Raw genomic sequence first — 14,899 nt, 5'->3', positions numbered from 1 at the left:
GCCGTTGTCGTTCAAGAGCGGAGTTCGCCTACCAGACCTCCGTGCACTCCGCGCTCGCTGAGCAGGGCGCGTGACTTCGCTGAGTCGTCGCCGGCGTCGAGGTGCGCGGTGATGTAGTCGGGTAGTGGCCTGGGCCAGTAGATCCAGAATCGGCGCCAGGAGTGGCGAGTCGTGGCAGTCGGCGCCGACCAGGACGTGGCCGAGAAGGATGCCGTATCTGTCGGTCACGTCCGAGCGCTTCATGCCTCGCTTGCCCCGGCCGACAGGTGAGCGTCCGGCCGCTTCGCCTCCGCCGGGTTCGGTTATGGCGCCGGCCGAGCGAACAGCCCCAGGCTCATCCACTCGTCCAGGCGGCTCCGAATCGTGGCGGGCCGAGCACGAGGAGTCCGCGATCGTCTCGTAGGAGCAGCCGAAGCGAAGGACTTGGTGAAGGAAGCCGACGGTCGCGCCTGGCTCAGGACGGATGACCGCCATAGCTGTCTGGCGTTCGTCGAGGGTCAGCACGGTGTGCTGTCCACCGGGTTCGCCGCGGCCGACGAGGACGCGCTGGCCGACCGCACTTTCAGGTGAGCGCAGGGGGCGACGGGTTCACCGGCATTCAACGGCAGGGGCTCTGGTAGGGCAGGGCCCCCACATGACGTCGCCATTGATCGCGGGTGAGGGCATGCCCGGTGACCGCACAGATGCGGTGGATGTTCTGCTCGGCGTCCAGCGCCCACAGCCGGGTGCCGTCCTGGGCGCCGCTTGCGAGGGACTGGCCGCCGGGTGCGAAGACGAGGTTGTCGATCTCGGTCGTGTGTCCCACGAGCGGGTCCCCGACGGCCTTGGCATGTGGCGGGTCGGTCGTGTCGTACAGCTTGATCAGGCCGTCTACAGTGCCCACCGCCAGCCTTTGCCCGTCGCGGTCGAACGCGAGGCCGGTGACGGAGGCGCCAGCGTCGAGCGGCGTACCCAGCTTGGTGGGCCGGGCGGGGTCAGCGGTGTTCCAGAGGCTCACGGTGCCATCTGCGCTGCCGATGGCCAAAGTGTCGCCGTGGGGCGCGAAGGCCAGCACGTCACCGGCGAAGGACTGGCCGCGCCGACGCGGATGCCTGGGGTCGCTCGTGTCCCACAGCAGGATGCGCCGGTCGTCATCGACGACCGCGAGTTCGTGGCCGTCCGAGGCGCGGGCGAGTGGACCGGCGCCAGCGTTCTTCTCCAGTACGACGGCCCGTCCCGTCTCCCGGGGATACCGGGGGTCGCCGAGGTCCCAGGTACGGATGCGGACACCGTTGTCCGGGAACCGGACCTCGCTGGGTATACGCCCGTCCCCGTCCCCGATGCCCGGCCCCGCAGGTTGCGAGCGGTCACTCATCTCCTCATAGGTGATCAGTTCGCGCCCGTCCGGGGAGAAGGCCGACAAGACCACTGCGTCGTCACGGCCGACGGTGAGATGCCCGAGAGCGTGGGGCCGTGCCGGGTCGGTCACGTCGTAGAGCCGGACCCCGCCGTCAGATGCAGTGACGGCGAGCAGGTGTCGGTGCGGGGCGAATTGCGCGGCGGCGCCCGGGGCAAGCGTGCCCGGCAGCAGACGGGGGACTCCGGGGTCGGCAACGTCCCACAACCGCACGGGCTCGCCATCGGTGCAGGCCGTCGCCATGATCCGCCCGTCCGGGGAGAATCCGGTCGTGCTCGAGGTTGCGCAACCGAGCAGCACGCCCGGCGGCAGGCTCCAGATCCGCAGTGCCCCGCCGGCGGCGATCAGACCGCGTCCGTCGGGAGCGAACACCGTGGTGATCCCCGTCGGCGAGCGCTGCCCAAGCGCTCTCCCCAGCGGCGCGCTCAGGCCGGCGTCGATGTTCCAGAGCTGGATGCCATTCCCTCCGCTGACCGCGATCACCCGGCCGTCGGGACTGTAGGACGCCGCCCCTGCTTCCGTGCCGTCGGACGTGCCGAGCACGATGTCGGAAGAGGTGGGCCGGTCCGGTCTGCTGACGTCCCACAGCGGCACTTGGTCGGCCTCGCTGCCGTTCGTGGCGAGATACCGCCCGTCGGGGCTGAACACCAGGATGGTCTCCTTGTCCGAGCGGGTGCGGAGCAGCCCGAGGGCAGCCGGGCTCGCCCGGTGCGAGGTGTCCCAGAGGCGTACTGTGCCGTTGCCGGAGTCGGCCGTGGCCATGATCTTCCGGCTGGGGCTGAACGCCACCACGTTTCCGGGCAGGGATGCAGCCAGGCGTTGCGGCTTCCGGGGGTCGGTGACATCCCACAGGGCGGTACTGTCGGTACCGACCGCGAGCAGGTGACCGTCGTTTCCGAAGGCCAGCTCCATCCAGTTGGTGTCACCGGACGTGGGAACACTGCCAAGCGGCGCGGGGTCCGCCGGGTCTGCGATGTTCCACAGCTGGACGCCGGGATAAATCCCGATGGCCAGCACGTGCCCGTCGGGGGTCATGGCCACATCGCTGCCCGGCAGCGTCCGTCCGACGCGTCTGGGGTGCGTGAAGTGGGTGGTGTCCCACAGCCGCACGTTCCCGTCGTCCCCGACCGCGGCCAGGGTGTGCCGGTGTGCGTCGTGTGCCAGCCGCGGGGTGCCCTCGGACACGGCGCCTGGGCCAGCTGTTGCCCGGTCCTGCTCAGGCACGTCTTTGAACAGCGCGGAGTTCGCCGCCTGTACCAGGCTCGTGTAGGTGCGCGCGCTGTCGCGCATCCGGTACGACGTCACATCCAGCAGCGCCGCCAGCGCCACGTCCTCTGTCTGGGCGGGCACGTCGGTCCCCCGTAACTGATCCGCTTCCGCCGCGATCTGCCGGGCCACCGCCGTGGTCCGCTCGGCGTTCGCCGCCGCCCGCTGTTTCAGGGCCACGCCTGCGGCCGCGAGGGCGACGAGGAGCAGAGCGCTCAGAGCAGCCACGAGCGTGCGCAGGCGCCGTGTGGTGCGGGCCGTGGCCCGGCGTTCTCCAGCCCGGGCATCGAGGCTGGCGGTGAGGAACTTGGCCTCGGCGGTGTTCAGGGCGCGGCGCCGACCGGGATCGGCGAACGCTTCCTCTGCGGCGGCCAGCATGGTTCCCCGGTACAGCGCGCCTGGGTCTTGGTTGAGGCCGTCCCAGGTTCGTGCGGCTTCGGTGAGCTGGCGGTGCAGGCGCAGGCGGTCGCGCGCTTCGTTGATCCAGGCTTGCAGTCGGGGCCATGAAGCGATGAGGGCCTCGTGGGCGAGGTTGACGGTGTCGTGCTCGAGGGTGAGCAGGCGGGCGCGGGCCAGGTGTTCGAGGACGGTGGCTGTGTCGCTGGGGTCGCCGAAGTCGAGTTCCGTGCGAGGGGCGGGCCGGCGCGTGTCGGGGGTTCCCTCGCCGGGGGTGATGAGACGGAGCAGGATACGGCGGGCGAGGTCGGCCTGGGACGGGGTCAGATGCGTGTAGACGTTCTCTGCGGTGCGGGCGATGGCGCCGCTGAGACCTCCGGCCGCGTCGTAGGCCTCAGCGGTGAGGGCTCGGCCCTTGCGGCGCCGCCAGGTCTCCAGCAGGGCGTGGGACATCAGCGGCAGGGCGCCAAGTTCGCCCTCCGCCTCCTCGACGATGCGCGTGGTCAGGGTGCGTTCGACGATCAGCCCGGCGGTCTGGGCGGGTTTGACGATGGCCTCGCGCAACTCGTCACGGCTCATCGGGCCGGCCAACACGGTGGCCTCCTGCAGCGCGGCCGTCAGCCGCGGGTGCTGGGCACACCGCCCGAGGAAGTCGGCGCGCACGGCGATGACCACGCGCAGCCGGCTGGCTGGGTTGGTGGCCGTCAGGAGCTGATCGATGAACTGGTCGCGCTCCTCCGGGTCGTGGCACAGGGTGTAGAGCTCTTCGAACTGGTCCACGATCAGCCAAGTGTCCCCGTCGCCGTCCTTCGGGGTCAGCCGCTGCTCATGGGTGCGCAGGGGGCGCTCGCCGGGGGTGAGGACGCGTAGCGCGGCCGGCTGCGGGGTGGCCTGGTCCGGGGTGCGGAGGCGGGGGATGAGGCCAGCGCGCAGTAGAGAGGACTTGCCGCTGCCCGAGGGGCCGAACACCGCGGTGAACCGACGGATACGGGTCAGCTCGACCAGGCGGTCGGTGAGTTCGTCGCGGCCGAAGAACAGATTGGCGTCGCCCGGCTCGAAACGGGCCAGTCCGCGGTACGGAGGCTCGACGTCCTGATCCTCGGTTCGGGGTTCCGCCACTACTTCAGCGGCCGCCTGCCGCCAACGCTCCTCCCACTCCTCCGGATCACCGCTGCACGCCTTTACGTAGGCCAGCGTGACGGGCAGGGTGGGCAGCCGCTCGCCGCTGGCGGCCTGCGACAGGGTGCTTGCTCCCTGACCCGCGCGCTGCGCCATCACCCGGTAGGTCGGACTCCCGGCCTCCGCACGGAGTTTGCGTAACTCGGCAGCGAACCGCTGAACCGGCCCGGCGTTTGGATCCAATGAGCTTTCCGGACGTCCCGCCATGGACGACTCACCTCCCCCGTCCCGCTTCCCCCTTGGACGCGGCGCGACCGCCCGCACGCTACGCACGTTCGCAGCGGAAGAGCAAACAGCAGGCGCCTTCTTTGGTCACCGTCGCACAGTCGGGCACGTGACCTGCAATGGCGCCATTGATCAGGGCGGCAGAGATGGCTGCCCATTCAATTCCCGGCCCGCTGAACTCGATGACGAAAGGCCTCGCAGCGAGCAGCGCGGCGCCGGCCCCGCTCGTCGCCGCGCAGGCTCGAGGCAATCGGAATCACGACAAAGGAGCAGCACTGTGACTTCACGTACGACACGGGCCAAGCTGATCGCATGCTCGATCGGCGCATTGACCGCCGCAACCTTGGCGCTGAGCGCCTCCCCGGCCTCCGCAAGCGGTACCTACAGCGGTCAACCCTACGTCTACGGCGCCGGTGCCTTCTCGAACGACTGGGACGACGAGGGCATCCTGTCGACGGGCACCAACACGGCCTCCAACGCCACCTGCCTGTGGCAGAAGATCCTGTGGGCGGACGGCAACCTCACCTCCGCCTCGGACATCGACGGCGTCTTCGGCTCCCAGACCAAGACCGCCACCAAGGCGTGGCAGAGCGACTGGGAGGCCAGCCCCGACGGGGTGGTCGGAAAGGAGACCTTCGGCAAGGCGGGCGACTGGCTGCGGGACACAGACGGCGACGGAGCCGTCGACACGTACATCGGCACCGACCATGTGATCAGCGTCAGCCGAGACGACCAGGGCCGGTATCACTTCTACGACGGTGACGGCAACGGACGGATCGCCGGCTACGACTACCGGACCTGCAGCTGAACCCTGCGCGCCCCTCTCGTGCGGCCTCGCGGTCGCACGAGGGGTGACAGGCCGGCATGTGCCGCTCTGAGTCTCGCTCGTCAATGCAGAGGACGCCGCGAGCCGGGCGACGAGTTTCTCCACGCCAGACCGCACGACGCGCGGCCGATGTCCTGCGGGGGTATATGCATCGGCCGCGCCGCGGTTCTCCTGCCGTTCACGGCCATCCACGAAAGGCATCCAACCGTGCATGCGCGTACACACCCTGACCCGGCGCTGGACTTCGATGAGTACGTGCGTACGCGGCATGACGCTCTGCTGCGCAGGGCCCGGAGTCTGGTCCGCGATCCGCTGGACGCTCAGGATCTGCTGCAGACCGCGCTGCTGCGAATGTGTGGTCGCTGGGATGACATCGTGGACAAGCAGCTTGCGGATGCCTATGTTCGCCGCGTCATGATCAACACTCGCACGGAGTGGTGGCGGGCCCGGAAGCTGCAGGAGCTCCCCATCGAGCAGTTTCCGGACGTGCCCGTCGGGGACTGCGCCGAGCAGCAGGCCCACCGCGCGCTGTTGATGGACATCATGCGAGCGCTGGCGCCCCAACAACGCAGCGTCGTGGTGCTGCGGCACTGGGAGCAGATGACCACAGAGGAGACGGCCGCCGCCCTCGGCATGGCGCCTGGAACGGTCAAGAGCACTCTGCACCGCGCGCTCGCCCGGCTCCGTCAGGAGTTGCAGCGCCGCGACCCCGACTCCGCTTCGGCGTCAGCCGTCGGCCGTGGATGCCCACCGGCTGGCCGCCGGGCACGCTGATGCGCGGGGCGCACCGCATCCCCGTCGCCAACGGATATGTGGTGTCTGGGGTGTTCAGTCGCTGTTGTTGGCGCGATGGCCCCATGGAGGAATGCGAGGACATCGAAACGCCGTCTGCACGCTGCACCTTGCGGGTGCGGGTGTCCGCCGAGCCCGGTGTGGAGGCGGAGACGCATCTGGTGGCGCTGCGGGATTGGCTGGCTGCGGAAGACACGCTGCGCGGCCGGTTGGAGCTGCTGGCCCACACGCCGCAGCCGGGGCAGATGGGGGCCGCGCTGGAGGTGCTGGCGGTGGCGTTGGGCTCCGGCGGAGCAGGAGCCGTGCTGGCCCAGTCCTTGTCGACCTGGCTGTTGCAACGCCGTGCGGACGTCACCGTACGACCGAGCCGCGGCGATGGGCAGGAGGTCACCGTGGAGGTCCGCCGGACAAGCGATCCGCAGGCGGTGCTCGGTGCGGTCGGGTAGCTGCTGGAGGGCGGGGAGGAGTGAAGCAGAGCGCGCCGCGCTTCCCCGACGGTGGCGCTTCCCGGGTGGTCCTCATCGGGTGCGGCGACTTCGACGACATCGATCTGCCGGCGATTCCCGCCGTGAAGTCCAACCTCGCGGACCTTCGGTCCGCGCTCACGGATCAGACACACGGAACCCTGCCTCCGGAACACTGCCGGGTCCTGGCCGATCCGGCCGATCACCGCAGCGTCGGCATGGCACTTGCCCAAGCAGCACGCGAGGCGGAGGACCTTCTGCTCGTCTACTACACCGGACACGGACTGTTGGACGAGGACGGGCTACTCCACTTCGCTCTGTCCTCCACGGATCCCGGTCACGTCGGCTTCACCGGTGTCCCGGCCGACCTGGTCAAGCGCTACCTCGGCCGGGCCCGGGCACGCCTGCGGATCCTGGTGCTCGACTGCTGCTTCTCCGGCCGCGCCGTGGCCGCCATGACCGAATCCGGCAGCCTGCTGTCAGCCCAACTCGACGTGAGCGGCACCTACACCCTCACCTCCACCACGGCCACCGCACCCTCCCATGCACCGCCCGGGCAACGCCACACCGCCTTCACCGCCGCATTGCTGGACGCCCTCAGCCAGCCGGAGCCGCTGACTTTGGACGGCATCCACCAGCACATCGACACTTTGCTTCAGGGGGCAGGGCTGCCGCGGCCACAAAGGCGCTCCGTCAACACCGCCGGGGGCATCGCCCTGGTCCGCGGCCCGGTCCAGCCATCCGAAATGAGTGCAAAGGTGGCAGCCGACGGCGCAGACGAAGTTCGTTTTCGTTGGAAGCCACCTACCGCCACGCCCGCGGACGACCGCCGCGACGACATTGCAGCCGTCGTCTTCCTCGTCGGCACAGTGACACTGACACTGGTTTTCGGAGGCTGGCGCGTCCTGCTGATCATGACCGCCGTCGTTTGGTGGAAGCCGTCGACGTGCTGGTCGTGCCCCTGCGGCTACGGGCCACCACGCTGGGCGCGTTGACGTTGTGCCGTGCGGCGGCCAGCCCGGCGTTCAACGAGGCCGACCGGGTCCTGGCCGAGGAAGTCGCCCGCCGCACCGCGCTCGGCCTGGACAACACCCGCCTGCACGCCGCCCAGGCCGACATCGCCGCCACCCTCCAGCGTGCCCTGCTCACCGACCTGCCTGCCGTGACCGGCCTGGAACCGGCCGCCCCCGCTGGCCCTGGAAGGAAACGGCTGCCCCCGGGCGCTCACCGAAGGCCCGCCCGACGCCGGGACGGCGAGAAACTTGGTATGCGGAGCCGACGGGACCAGGTAACGTCTTGCTCATGTTCTTCCAGACGCCGATTTACGAGTGAGAGCGTGATGGGCCCCTGCTGACGTCCTTCGATGTCGCCGTGCCCGTCCCCCACCGATGAATCCGTAGATCACTTCACAACATTCCGGGAGAACCCGTGAGCAAGAACATCAACAACCCCGTGGGCATGGGCGGCGGCCAGCGCAAGAAGCTGTCCCGCGCCGAACGGCAGAACAATGGTCCGCACCGCAACCTCGACCGCCAGGGTGCCGCCGACCAGAAGGCGGAGCTGGTGCGCAAGATGCGCGAGAGGGCAGGCACAGCCGAGGGCACCGGACAGACGGGCGACAACACCGCACAGAGCTGACGCACCGCCCAGGGCGGCACCGCACGGGGCAGGGCCCGGACCGCGACCCGTGGTCCGGGCCCTGCTGCCGTACCGGGCGCGGCCTGCCAGGGGGAGCACCTGTGCATGGCGATGGGCGGTATACGAACGCCCGCGACGATGACCTCGCACTTCTCCCGGCGGGTCGAGTTCCCGGACTACGCCTCGGAGGAACTGGTCACCATCGTGCGCCGGCACGCGGCGGTCTCCGGCTCGTCCGGCGAAGGCACCTGGCCGGATCGGTGCGCCGAACCCGTGGGCGGGCTTTGACCGGGCACAGAGCAGGACGTCACGTCCCGCGGTGGTCGTCTCGAAGTGATCAGTGTTTCTTGTGCAGTTGGGGGGAGGCCTGGTAGGACTGTGGCGCGCCGTCACCGTCACATGTTCGATTCTGCGGGGGTTCATGTGGTCGCCACGGCCTTCACGTCTTCGCCGCGGCCACGCCCTGGTGCTTCGCGCCCGGCCAGGCAGAGGCTTCCCGTCGTGGCCAGGCGGGCCACGCAGCACGGGCTGGTGCTGGCCGCCGTCGCGGTGACCGTGCTGCTGTGTGCGACGGCGCTGGCCGCGCTCGCGGCGCTGGCCGGCAGTTCGGTGCAGGCGGGGGCCGTGCGGCGGCTGGCCGGCGACCTCGACGCGCAGGTGACCGCCGGCGCGTCCTTCCGGGCCGGGGGAATGGCCGCTGCCGACCGGGATGTACGGGCCGCCGCCGAGCGGGTGTTCGCCGGGGTGCCGCAGCGGACCTACGTGGGGCTGCTGGGCATGTCGCCGGTCTCGGTGACAGGGATCGACGGGGTGGCGGGCCCGCCGCGCGGTCCTGGCGGCAGCGGGCTGCACCCGGTCGCCGTGCAGGACGGGGGCAGGTTCGGGCGGTTGGTCGCCGGGCGGTGGCCCGCCGGCACGGCCGACGCCCCGGCCGGTGCGTTCACCTCGCTCCCTGACGTCCGGGTCGCCACCGGGTCCACCGCCCAGGTCGACGCCGCGGTGCCCGAGGCCCTGGCCAAGCGTCTGGGCGTCAAGCCCGGTTCCCGCCTTCAGGTTCGGGACGCCTTCGGACGTGCCATGCCGCTGCGGATCACCGGGGTCTTCCGGGCGAGTGGTGCCGTCGGGTTCTGGCCCGCGATGGCCGGCGACCTGACCCCGGGGGAAACCGCCGACCAGCGCCTGCTGGTGGTGTCGGCGTCGGCTCTCAACGGCAGCGCCGTCCTGAACGGGCAGTTGGCGGCCCGCTGGAACGTGCAGCCCGATTTCTCCCGTATCGACGCGGGCAGCCTTGCCGGGTTGCACGACCGGCTGCGCGCCTTCTCCGGCAGCCAGAGCCGCGTGTCGGTGTTCCGCGGGCGGCCGCCGTCCCTGGACGACCTGACGGTGGTCTCCGGGCTGCCGGGCGCGATCGGCGACCTGACGGTGCCGATGGTGGCGGCCCGGTCCTCGCTGTACCTGCCGGGCATGATGCTGGCGGCCCTCGCCCTGGCCACTCTGGTGCTGGCGGCTCGTCAGTTGACGGTGCGTCGGCGCGGTGAGCTGGCCCTGCAACGGGCCAGGGGCGCCGGCACCTTGCGGTTGCTGCGCGGCGCGGCGGCCGAGTGGGTGCTCACCGGTGCCCCGGCCGCCGTCGCCGCGCCCTTCCTGGCCGGGCTGCTGCACCCCGGCGGCCGGGGCACCGGGGCGTGGGCGGCGGTGGGTCTGACCCTGCTGGTGCACGCCGCGGCAGTGCTGCTGCCCGTGCTGCAGTCGGCGCGGTCGCGGCCGGCCCGTGGCGCACGAGCGGCCGCCGCGCAGCGGCTGGGCGCCGACCTGGCGCTGCTGGCCGTCGCGGCCCTGGGGTATCTGGAGTTGCGGCGGCATCACTCGCTGATGGCCGGTCTGGGCACCGGCGGCGCGTCCGCGGACCCGGTGCTGGTCGTGGTGCCGACCCTGGTGGCCGGCGCCGCCGCTCTGCTGCTGTTACGACTGCTGCCGCTGGCCTCCCTCCTGCTGGACGCGTTCGGCCGTCGCAGCCGGGGCCTCGTCGCCGCGCTGGCCGGCTGGCGGTTGAGCCGGCGGTCCGCGCGCAACGCGGGACCGGTGATGCTGATGTGCCTGGCCGTGTCGGTGAGCGCCTTCGCCACCACGGCACTGGCCTGCCTGGGCGGCCTGGCCTCCGAGGAGGTCGCGTTCACCGTCGGCGCGGACGTACGCCTCTCCCCCTCGGCAGCCGACAGCTACCCTTCCGCCGTACTGGGCGCCGCCTATCGCGCGCTGCCGGCGGTGACCGCCGTGACACCGGTGACGCGGTCGACGGTGACCCTGCCCGGCAGCGTCACCGAAGAACTGATCGGCACGATCGGCGGACCCGCTCCCCGCACCCCGTCACCGGGCGCCTTCGGCATACGGCTCCCGGGACGCCCGACCGCGCTGCTGCTGGACGAGCGGCTGAGCAGCGACGGCGGCCGGGCGGCGCCGAGCCTGGGGCTGACCGTGCAGGACGCGTCCGGCCTCGTCAGCACGGTGACGGCCCACCTGCCCGCCGCCGACGGAGCCAGGCATACGGTCGTGGTCCCCCTCGACGTGGCGCTGAGCGGCGGCCACCCCCGGGAGTATCCGCTGACCGTGACCGCCGTCGGGGTCCAACCGCAGCCGAACATGCGTCCCGCACGGCTGGACCTGGAACTGATCCGGGTGGGCGCGCGCGGCACCGCGGACACCTGGGTCACCCACCTGCCCGGTGGGCAGGTCTGGGCCAACGGCACGGACCACGCCTCCGACTCCACCGCGGGGGCGTGCAAAGGAAGACCGACCGGCGCCTACGAGCCCGGCACCCCCGGGGTGTGCTCGGTCGTCCCCGGCGGCTCCCAGGTGCTTCGGACCACCATCAGCACCGGCATCCGGGCCTCGAAGGCCACCGATGACGCTTTCGGCGGCAGCCTGGCCGTCAGCGACTACGACACCCGGTCCGGCGGCCGGGTACGGCTCGTGGCGGGCCCGGCCGGCCGGCCGGCGCCGCTGCCGGTGCGCGCCGACGCCTCGGCGCTGAGCGACGCGCGCCTGAGCGTGGGCAGCACCACCACCCTGGATCTGGGCGGCGCCCGGATCACCGCCACAGTGGTGGGCCGGGTCGACTCGCTGCCCGGACTTGGCCGGGGACAGGGGCATCTGATCGCCGACCAGCGCCCACTGGCCACCGCGACGACACGGGCCGGTGCCGACCAGGAGGATCCCGCATTCTGGTGGCTTGCCAGCACCGACAGCGCGCGTACGGCCGCCGCCGCCGAACAGCAGCCCGCGCTGGGCCGCGTCACCACCACGGCGCGCACCGCCGCGGCCCTGCGGGCCGACCCGTTCCGCAGCGGGCTGCGCCGGGTGCTGGAACTGGTCCGGTATCTGGCCCCCGGTTTCGCGGTCATCGCCTTCACTGTGAACACGGTGGTCTCCATCCGGCAGCGCCGCGAGGAGTTCGCCCTGCTGCGGGCGATCGGCGTCCGTACCAAAAGCCTGTCCGCGATGCTGGGCGCAGAGCAACTGGGGCTGGCGCTGTTCGCGGTGATCCCGGGGGCGCTGATGGGCATGGCCCTGGCGTCGGCGGTGCTGCCACTGGTCACCGTGGACGACAGCGGACAGGCCCCCTATCCGCCGCTGCCGCAGGTCATGCCCTGGGGGACCGTGGCGCTGACCGCTGTGGCGACCGCTGTGGCCATCAGCGCGGTCGTGCTGGGCCTGGCCCGGCTGCTGTCCCGGGTGGACCTGGTGCGTGTACTGCGAGCTGGGGAGGACCGTTGAGCCGGGCGGCCGGGCACGACCGGAAGGGGCGGACGGTGACGCGACCCGTGCACGCGGGCACGGCGGCCACGCGAACCGTGGGCGCGGGCACGGCGGTGACGCGACGCCTGATACGCAAGGAGACCCACGGCGACCTGCCGCTGCTGGCCTGCCTGGCGGTGGTGGTCCTGGTGCTGACGGCGCTCTGCGCGTGGGTCCCCGCCTTCGCGGGCGGCCAGGAGGACCGGGCACTGCGGCAGCGCGTCGACGCCGTGCAAGCCCAAGCGCCGCTGATCAGCCTGAGCACCACACCCGAGGTCTTCGACACCGTGCCGCCCGCCCTGCACACGGCCGACCTTCTCGACGCCGGCCGCACCCTCGCCGAGCAGCTCAGCGGCCCCGCCGCGCGGCATGTGACCATCACCGGCGGCGGCTACGACTACAACCAGGCGTCCCTGATCTCACCGCGGCCACCGGGGCCGGCGAACACCAGTGCCGAACTGACGGTAAGTCATCTGCCGTCCACGCGGGCCCACCTGCGCTACGTCAGCGGCCACGCGCCCGCGGACCACACGCCGTTGGGCACCGCACCCCAGATCGGGTTGTCGCAGGCCACAGCGCAGGCGCTCGGCGTCCGGGCCGGCAGCCGGCTGACCCTTGAGTTCGCCAAGACCCTCGGGGCGCAGAACGCCCCGCCCCGCGCACAGCTGCTGGTCAGCGGGGTCTACCGCACCACGGCCGCGACCGACGACTTCTGGACCGGCCGGGAGACGCTGGACCAGCCGTCACGCTACCCGGCCGAGCACTCCGCCGGCACGGTGCTCGCCGTCCGCGGCCTCGTCGGTCTCGATGCCGCCGACCTGCTGGCCGGCGCCGGGGTGGGCGGCCCGCGGGTGACCTGGCAGTTGCGCGCCGACCTGTCCGGGGCCGCGCTCGACCGGGCCCGCGCCCTGACCGGGCCGCTCTCCCACTACAGTGCGGACGTCAGCGCCGCCCTGTGTCAGGGGTCCGACCCGATCACCGGCGACCTCAGCTGCCACGTCGGCGGCCAGGCCACCGGGCCCCTGCTGGTGACCGACTCGCTGTCGCCGTTGCTCACCGCCTTCACCGCTCAGGACCAACAGGCCAGAGGGCTGGCGACGTTCGCCGTCTACGCGCTGGCCGCGGTCGCGCTGGCCACGGTCACCGTCGCGGTACGGCTGCTGCTGCGCCGAAGGCAGGCGCATCTGCGGTTGCAGCGCGCGCGGGGCGCGTCCACGGCATGGCTGGTGCTGCTGCGCTGCGCCGTGGCCTGGCCGGTGGTGCTGATCGCCGCACCGTTCGGCTGGGTGGCCGGAGGGGCACTCGCTCCCACCGGCACGTCCGGATCGCCGCAACCCTGGGCTGCGGCCCTCGCCGCCGCGGTGGTGGCGCTGACGGTGCCGCTGATGACCTGGCTCGCGGTCCGCGAGCCGCGCAGACCCGGCCGGCTGCGGCGCTCGCGCCGGAACATCGCCGCCGGCCGGCGCGTGGTCCTGGAGCTGACGGTGCTGGTCACGACGGTGGCGGGGGTGGTCGCGCTGCGCTCGCAGGGCCCCGACGGGATTCTGGGCGCGGTGCCGGTGCTGGTGGCGTTGACCGTCGTACTCGTCCTGCTGCGGATCTACCCGCTCGTGCTGCGCCTGGTGCTGCGGCAGGCCCGGCGCAGCCGGGGTGCGGTGGGCTTCGTCGGGGCGGCCCGGGCCGCCCACGACGCCCCGGCGACCGGGCTGGCCCTGTTCGTCCTGGTCCTGACCCTGGGGACGGCCGTGTTCGGCGGCCTCGTGCACCGTACGATCGACGACGGCCTGGTCACGGGGGCGACCTGGACCACCGGCACCGACGCGAGCGCGACCGCCGCCGGGACCGTGGCCTCCGCACCGGGCACCGCCACCCCCGGAACACGGACCGCCCTCCAGCATCTGTACACCCTCGACATGGCAGGACAGACTGACGGCACGGTCGTCTCCCAGGTCGCCGTGATCACTGTGGATCCCCAGCAACTGGCCGCCGTCTCCCCGAAGTCACCGCTGGCCGACGCCCTGCTGTCCCGGCCGGCCAGCGCGACGGAAACCCGGGCCGGCGCGAACGCCCCGCTGCCCTCCTTCCTCTCCCCCGGCCTGCGGGCGAGGGAGCGCACCGGAGGCTTCACCGCCACGGTCGTGCCCGACGGGCAGCGCCCAAGGGACCTGGCCTTCAAGCCGGTCGGCATCCTCACCGCCGCGCAACTACGCGACCCGCTCCTCGGGCCGGTCACGGCCCAGATCGCGGCCGACACGCCAATACTGATCACCACCGCCCGCGCCGAGCATCTGATTCCCCCGCAACCGTCGGGAAGCACCGTCCTGCTCCTCAAGGGCGACACTCCCGCCACCGCCGGACCCGCGGCACTGCGGTCGACGGCGGCCAGGGCGCTCGGGCCGACGGCCCGCATCCGCGTCCGTTCCGAGACGCTCCGGGCCCTGCGCGCCGACGGCCTGGCGCGGGGGCTCGGCACGATCTACACCGTCAGCTCGATCCTGGCCGCCGTGTCGGGCCTGCTCGCGCTCTTCCTGGAACTGACCCTCACCTCCCACGAGCGCAGCCGCACCACCTCGTTCCTGCGCACCCTCGGACTCGGCGGCAGAGAAGCCGGAATCCTGCACTTCCTGCAACTGCTGCCCCTGGCGCTCGCCTCAGCGATCGGCGGCACCCTGCTCGGGCTGCTCGAACCCCGGCTCATGGCGGCGACACTGGACCTGCGGCAGTTCACCGGCGGCCCCGCCCAACCGGCGCTGAGCACCGACTACTCACTGACCGTCGCCCTCGTCGTCGGCGTGACCACGCTGATCCTGGCCGCAGCGGCCACCGAGACCGTCCTCGCCCGCCGGCGCGGACTGGGAGCCGTACTGCGCCTCGCGTGAAGACCCGGCACACGACGACCGCCCGGGCAGCCACCGGGCGAAC

11 protein-coding genes and 1 pseudogene are annotated in these 14,899 nt (G+C 72.0%); 10 read left to right on the top strand and 2 right to left on the bottom strand.

Features of this window, described 5'->3' with window-relative positions; all coding sequences use genetic code 11:
- Positions 1 to 38: 38 nt before the first annotated feature.
- Positions 39 to 432: pseudogene (locus ACH45E_RS07540) on the bottom strand (IS5/IS1182 family transposase); the annotation flags it as partial.
- Between ACH45E_RS07540 and ACH45E_RS07535 the strand changes: the two are divergent.
- Positions 427 to 570 (top strand): hypothetical protein, encoded by a 144-nt coding sequence (locus ACH45E_RS07535; protein WP_361455038.1) that lies wholly within the window; start codon positions 427 to 429, stop codon positions 568 to 570. The pseudogene ACH45E_RS07540 and the gene ACH45E_RS07535 overlap by 6 nt on opposite strands.
- Before the next feature lie 28 nt (positions 571 to 598).
- Here the strand turns inward: ACH45E_RS07535 and ACH45E_RS07530 are convergent, their stop codons facing one another.
- Positions 599 to 4,333, bottom strand: a complete 3,735-nt coding sequence (locus tag ACH45E_RS07530; RefSeq protein WP_361454956.1) for a hypothetical protein — start codon at positions 4,331 to 4,333, stop codon at positions 599 to 601.
- Positions 4,334 to 4,739: 406 nt separating this feature from the next.
- Between ACH45E_RS07530 and ACH45E_RS07525 the strand changes: the two genes are divergently transcribed.
- From ACH45E_RS07525 to ACH45E_RS07485, 9 genes are all read left to right on the top strand, one after another.
- Positions 4,740 to 5,270 carry a peptidoglycan-binding domain-containing protein gene (locus ACH45E_RS07525; RefSeq protein WP_361454953.1) on the top strand — a complete coding sequence of 177 codons (531 nt, stop codon included), beginning with the start codon at positions 4,740 to 4,742 and terminating at the stop codon, positions 5,268 to 5,270.
- Between the two features lie 225 nt (positions 5,271 to 5,495).
- Positions 5,496 to 6,062, top strand: coding sequence for a SigE family RNA polymerase sigma factor (locus ACH45E_RS07520; RefSeq protein ID WP_361454950.1), 567 nt, complete (start codon positions 5,496 to 5,498; stop codon positions 6,060 to 6,062).
- A gap of 83 nt (positions 6,063 to 6,145) precedes the next feature.
- On the top strand, positions 6,146 to 6,526 hold the full coding sequence (locus tag ACH45E_RS07515; protein WP_361454947.1) for a hypothetical protein: 381 nt from the start codon (positions 6,146 to 6,148) through the stop codon (positions 6,524 to 6,526).
- 20 nt (positions 6,527 to 6,546) lie between these two features.
- Positions 6,547 to 7,539, top strand: coding sequence for a caspase family protein (locus ACH45E_RS07510; protein ID WP_361454944.1), 993 nt, complete (start codon positions 6,547 to 6,549; stop codon positions 7,537 to 7,539).
- Positions 7,491 to 7,898, top strand: a complete 408-nt coding sequence (locus tag ACH45E_RS07505) for a hypothetical protein (protein ID WP_399040172.1) — start codon at positions 7,491 to 7,493, stop codon at positions 7,896 to 7,898. The genes ACH45E_RS07510 and ACH45E_RS07505 overlap by 49 nt, the downstream gene beginning before the upstream one ends.
- A 74-nt stretch (positions 7,899 to 7,972) precedes the next feature.
- A complete protein-coding gene (locus ACH45E_RS07500) occupies positions 7,973 to 8,182 on the top strand; it encodes a DUF6243 family protein (protein WP_361454938.1) in 210 nt (69 codons plus the stop codon).
- Positions 8,183 to 8,287: 105 nt separating this feature from the next.
- The gene (locus tag ACH45E_RS07495; RefSeq protein WP_361454935.1) at positions 8,288 to 8,470 is read left to right on the top strand and encodes a hypothetical protein; all 183 of its coding nucleotides are present in this window, start codon (positions 8,288 to 8,290) and stop codon (positions 8,468 to 8,470) included.
- A gap of 213 nt (positions 8,471 to 8,683) precedes the next feature.
- Complete coding sequence (locus ACH45E_RS07490; protein ID WP_361454932.1) at positions 8,684 to 11,956, top strand: ABC transporter permease; 3,273 nt, start codon at positions 8,684 to 8,686, stop codon at positions 11,954 to 11,956.
- A gap of 35 nt (positions 11,957 to 11,991) precedes the next feature.
- Positions 11,992 to 14,856: a hypothetical protein gene (locus ACH45E_RS07485; protein ID WP_361454929.1), complete on the top strand. Its 2,865-nt coding sequence runs from the start codon at positions 11,992 to 11,994 to the stop codon at positions 14,854 to 14,856.
- Positions 14,857 to 14,899 lie beyond the last annotated feature (43 nt).

It is taken from the genome of Streptomyces sp. NPDC020299, assembly GCF_044387825.1.
Taxonomy (GTDB): domain Bacteria; phylum Actinomycetota; class Actinomycetes; order Streptomycetales; family Streptomycetaceae; genus Streptomyces.
Note: the sequence above shows the minus strand (reverse complement) of the source record. Positions and strands in the feature narration are given on the sequence as shown.

What these genes read in the sequence shown, in the direction of transcription:
- ACH45E_RS07530 (WP_361454956.1), bottom strand. Translation starts at nt 4,333, where the DNA reads ATGGCGCAGCGCGCGGGTCAGGGAGCAAGCACCCTGTCGCAGGCCGCC.
- ACH45E_RS07515 (WP_361454947.1), top strand. Translation starts at nt 6,146, where the DNA reads ATGGAGGAATGCGAGGACATCGAAACGCCGTCTGCACGCTGCACCTTG.
- ACH45E_RS07495 (WP_361454935.1), top strand. Translation starts at nt 8,288, where the DNA reads ATGGCGATGGGCGGTATACGAACGCCCGCGACGATGACCTCGCACTTC.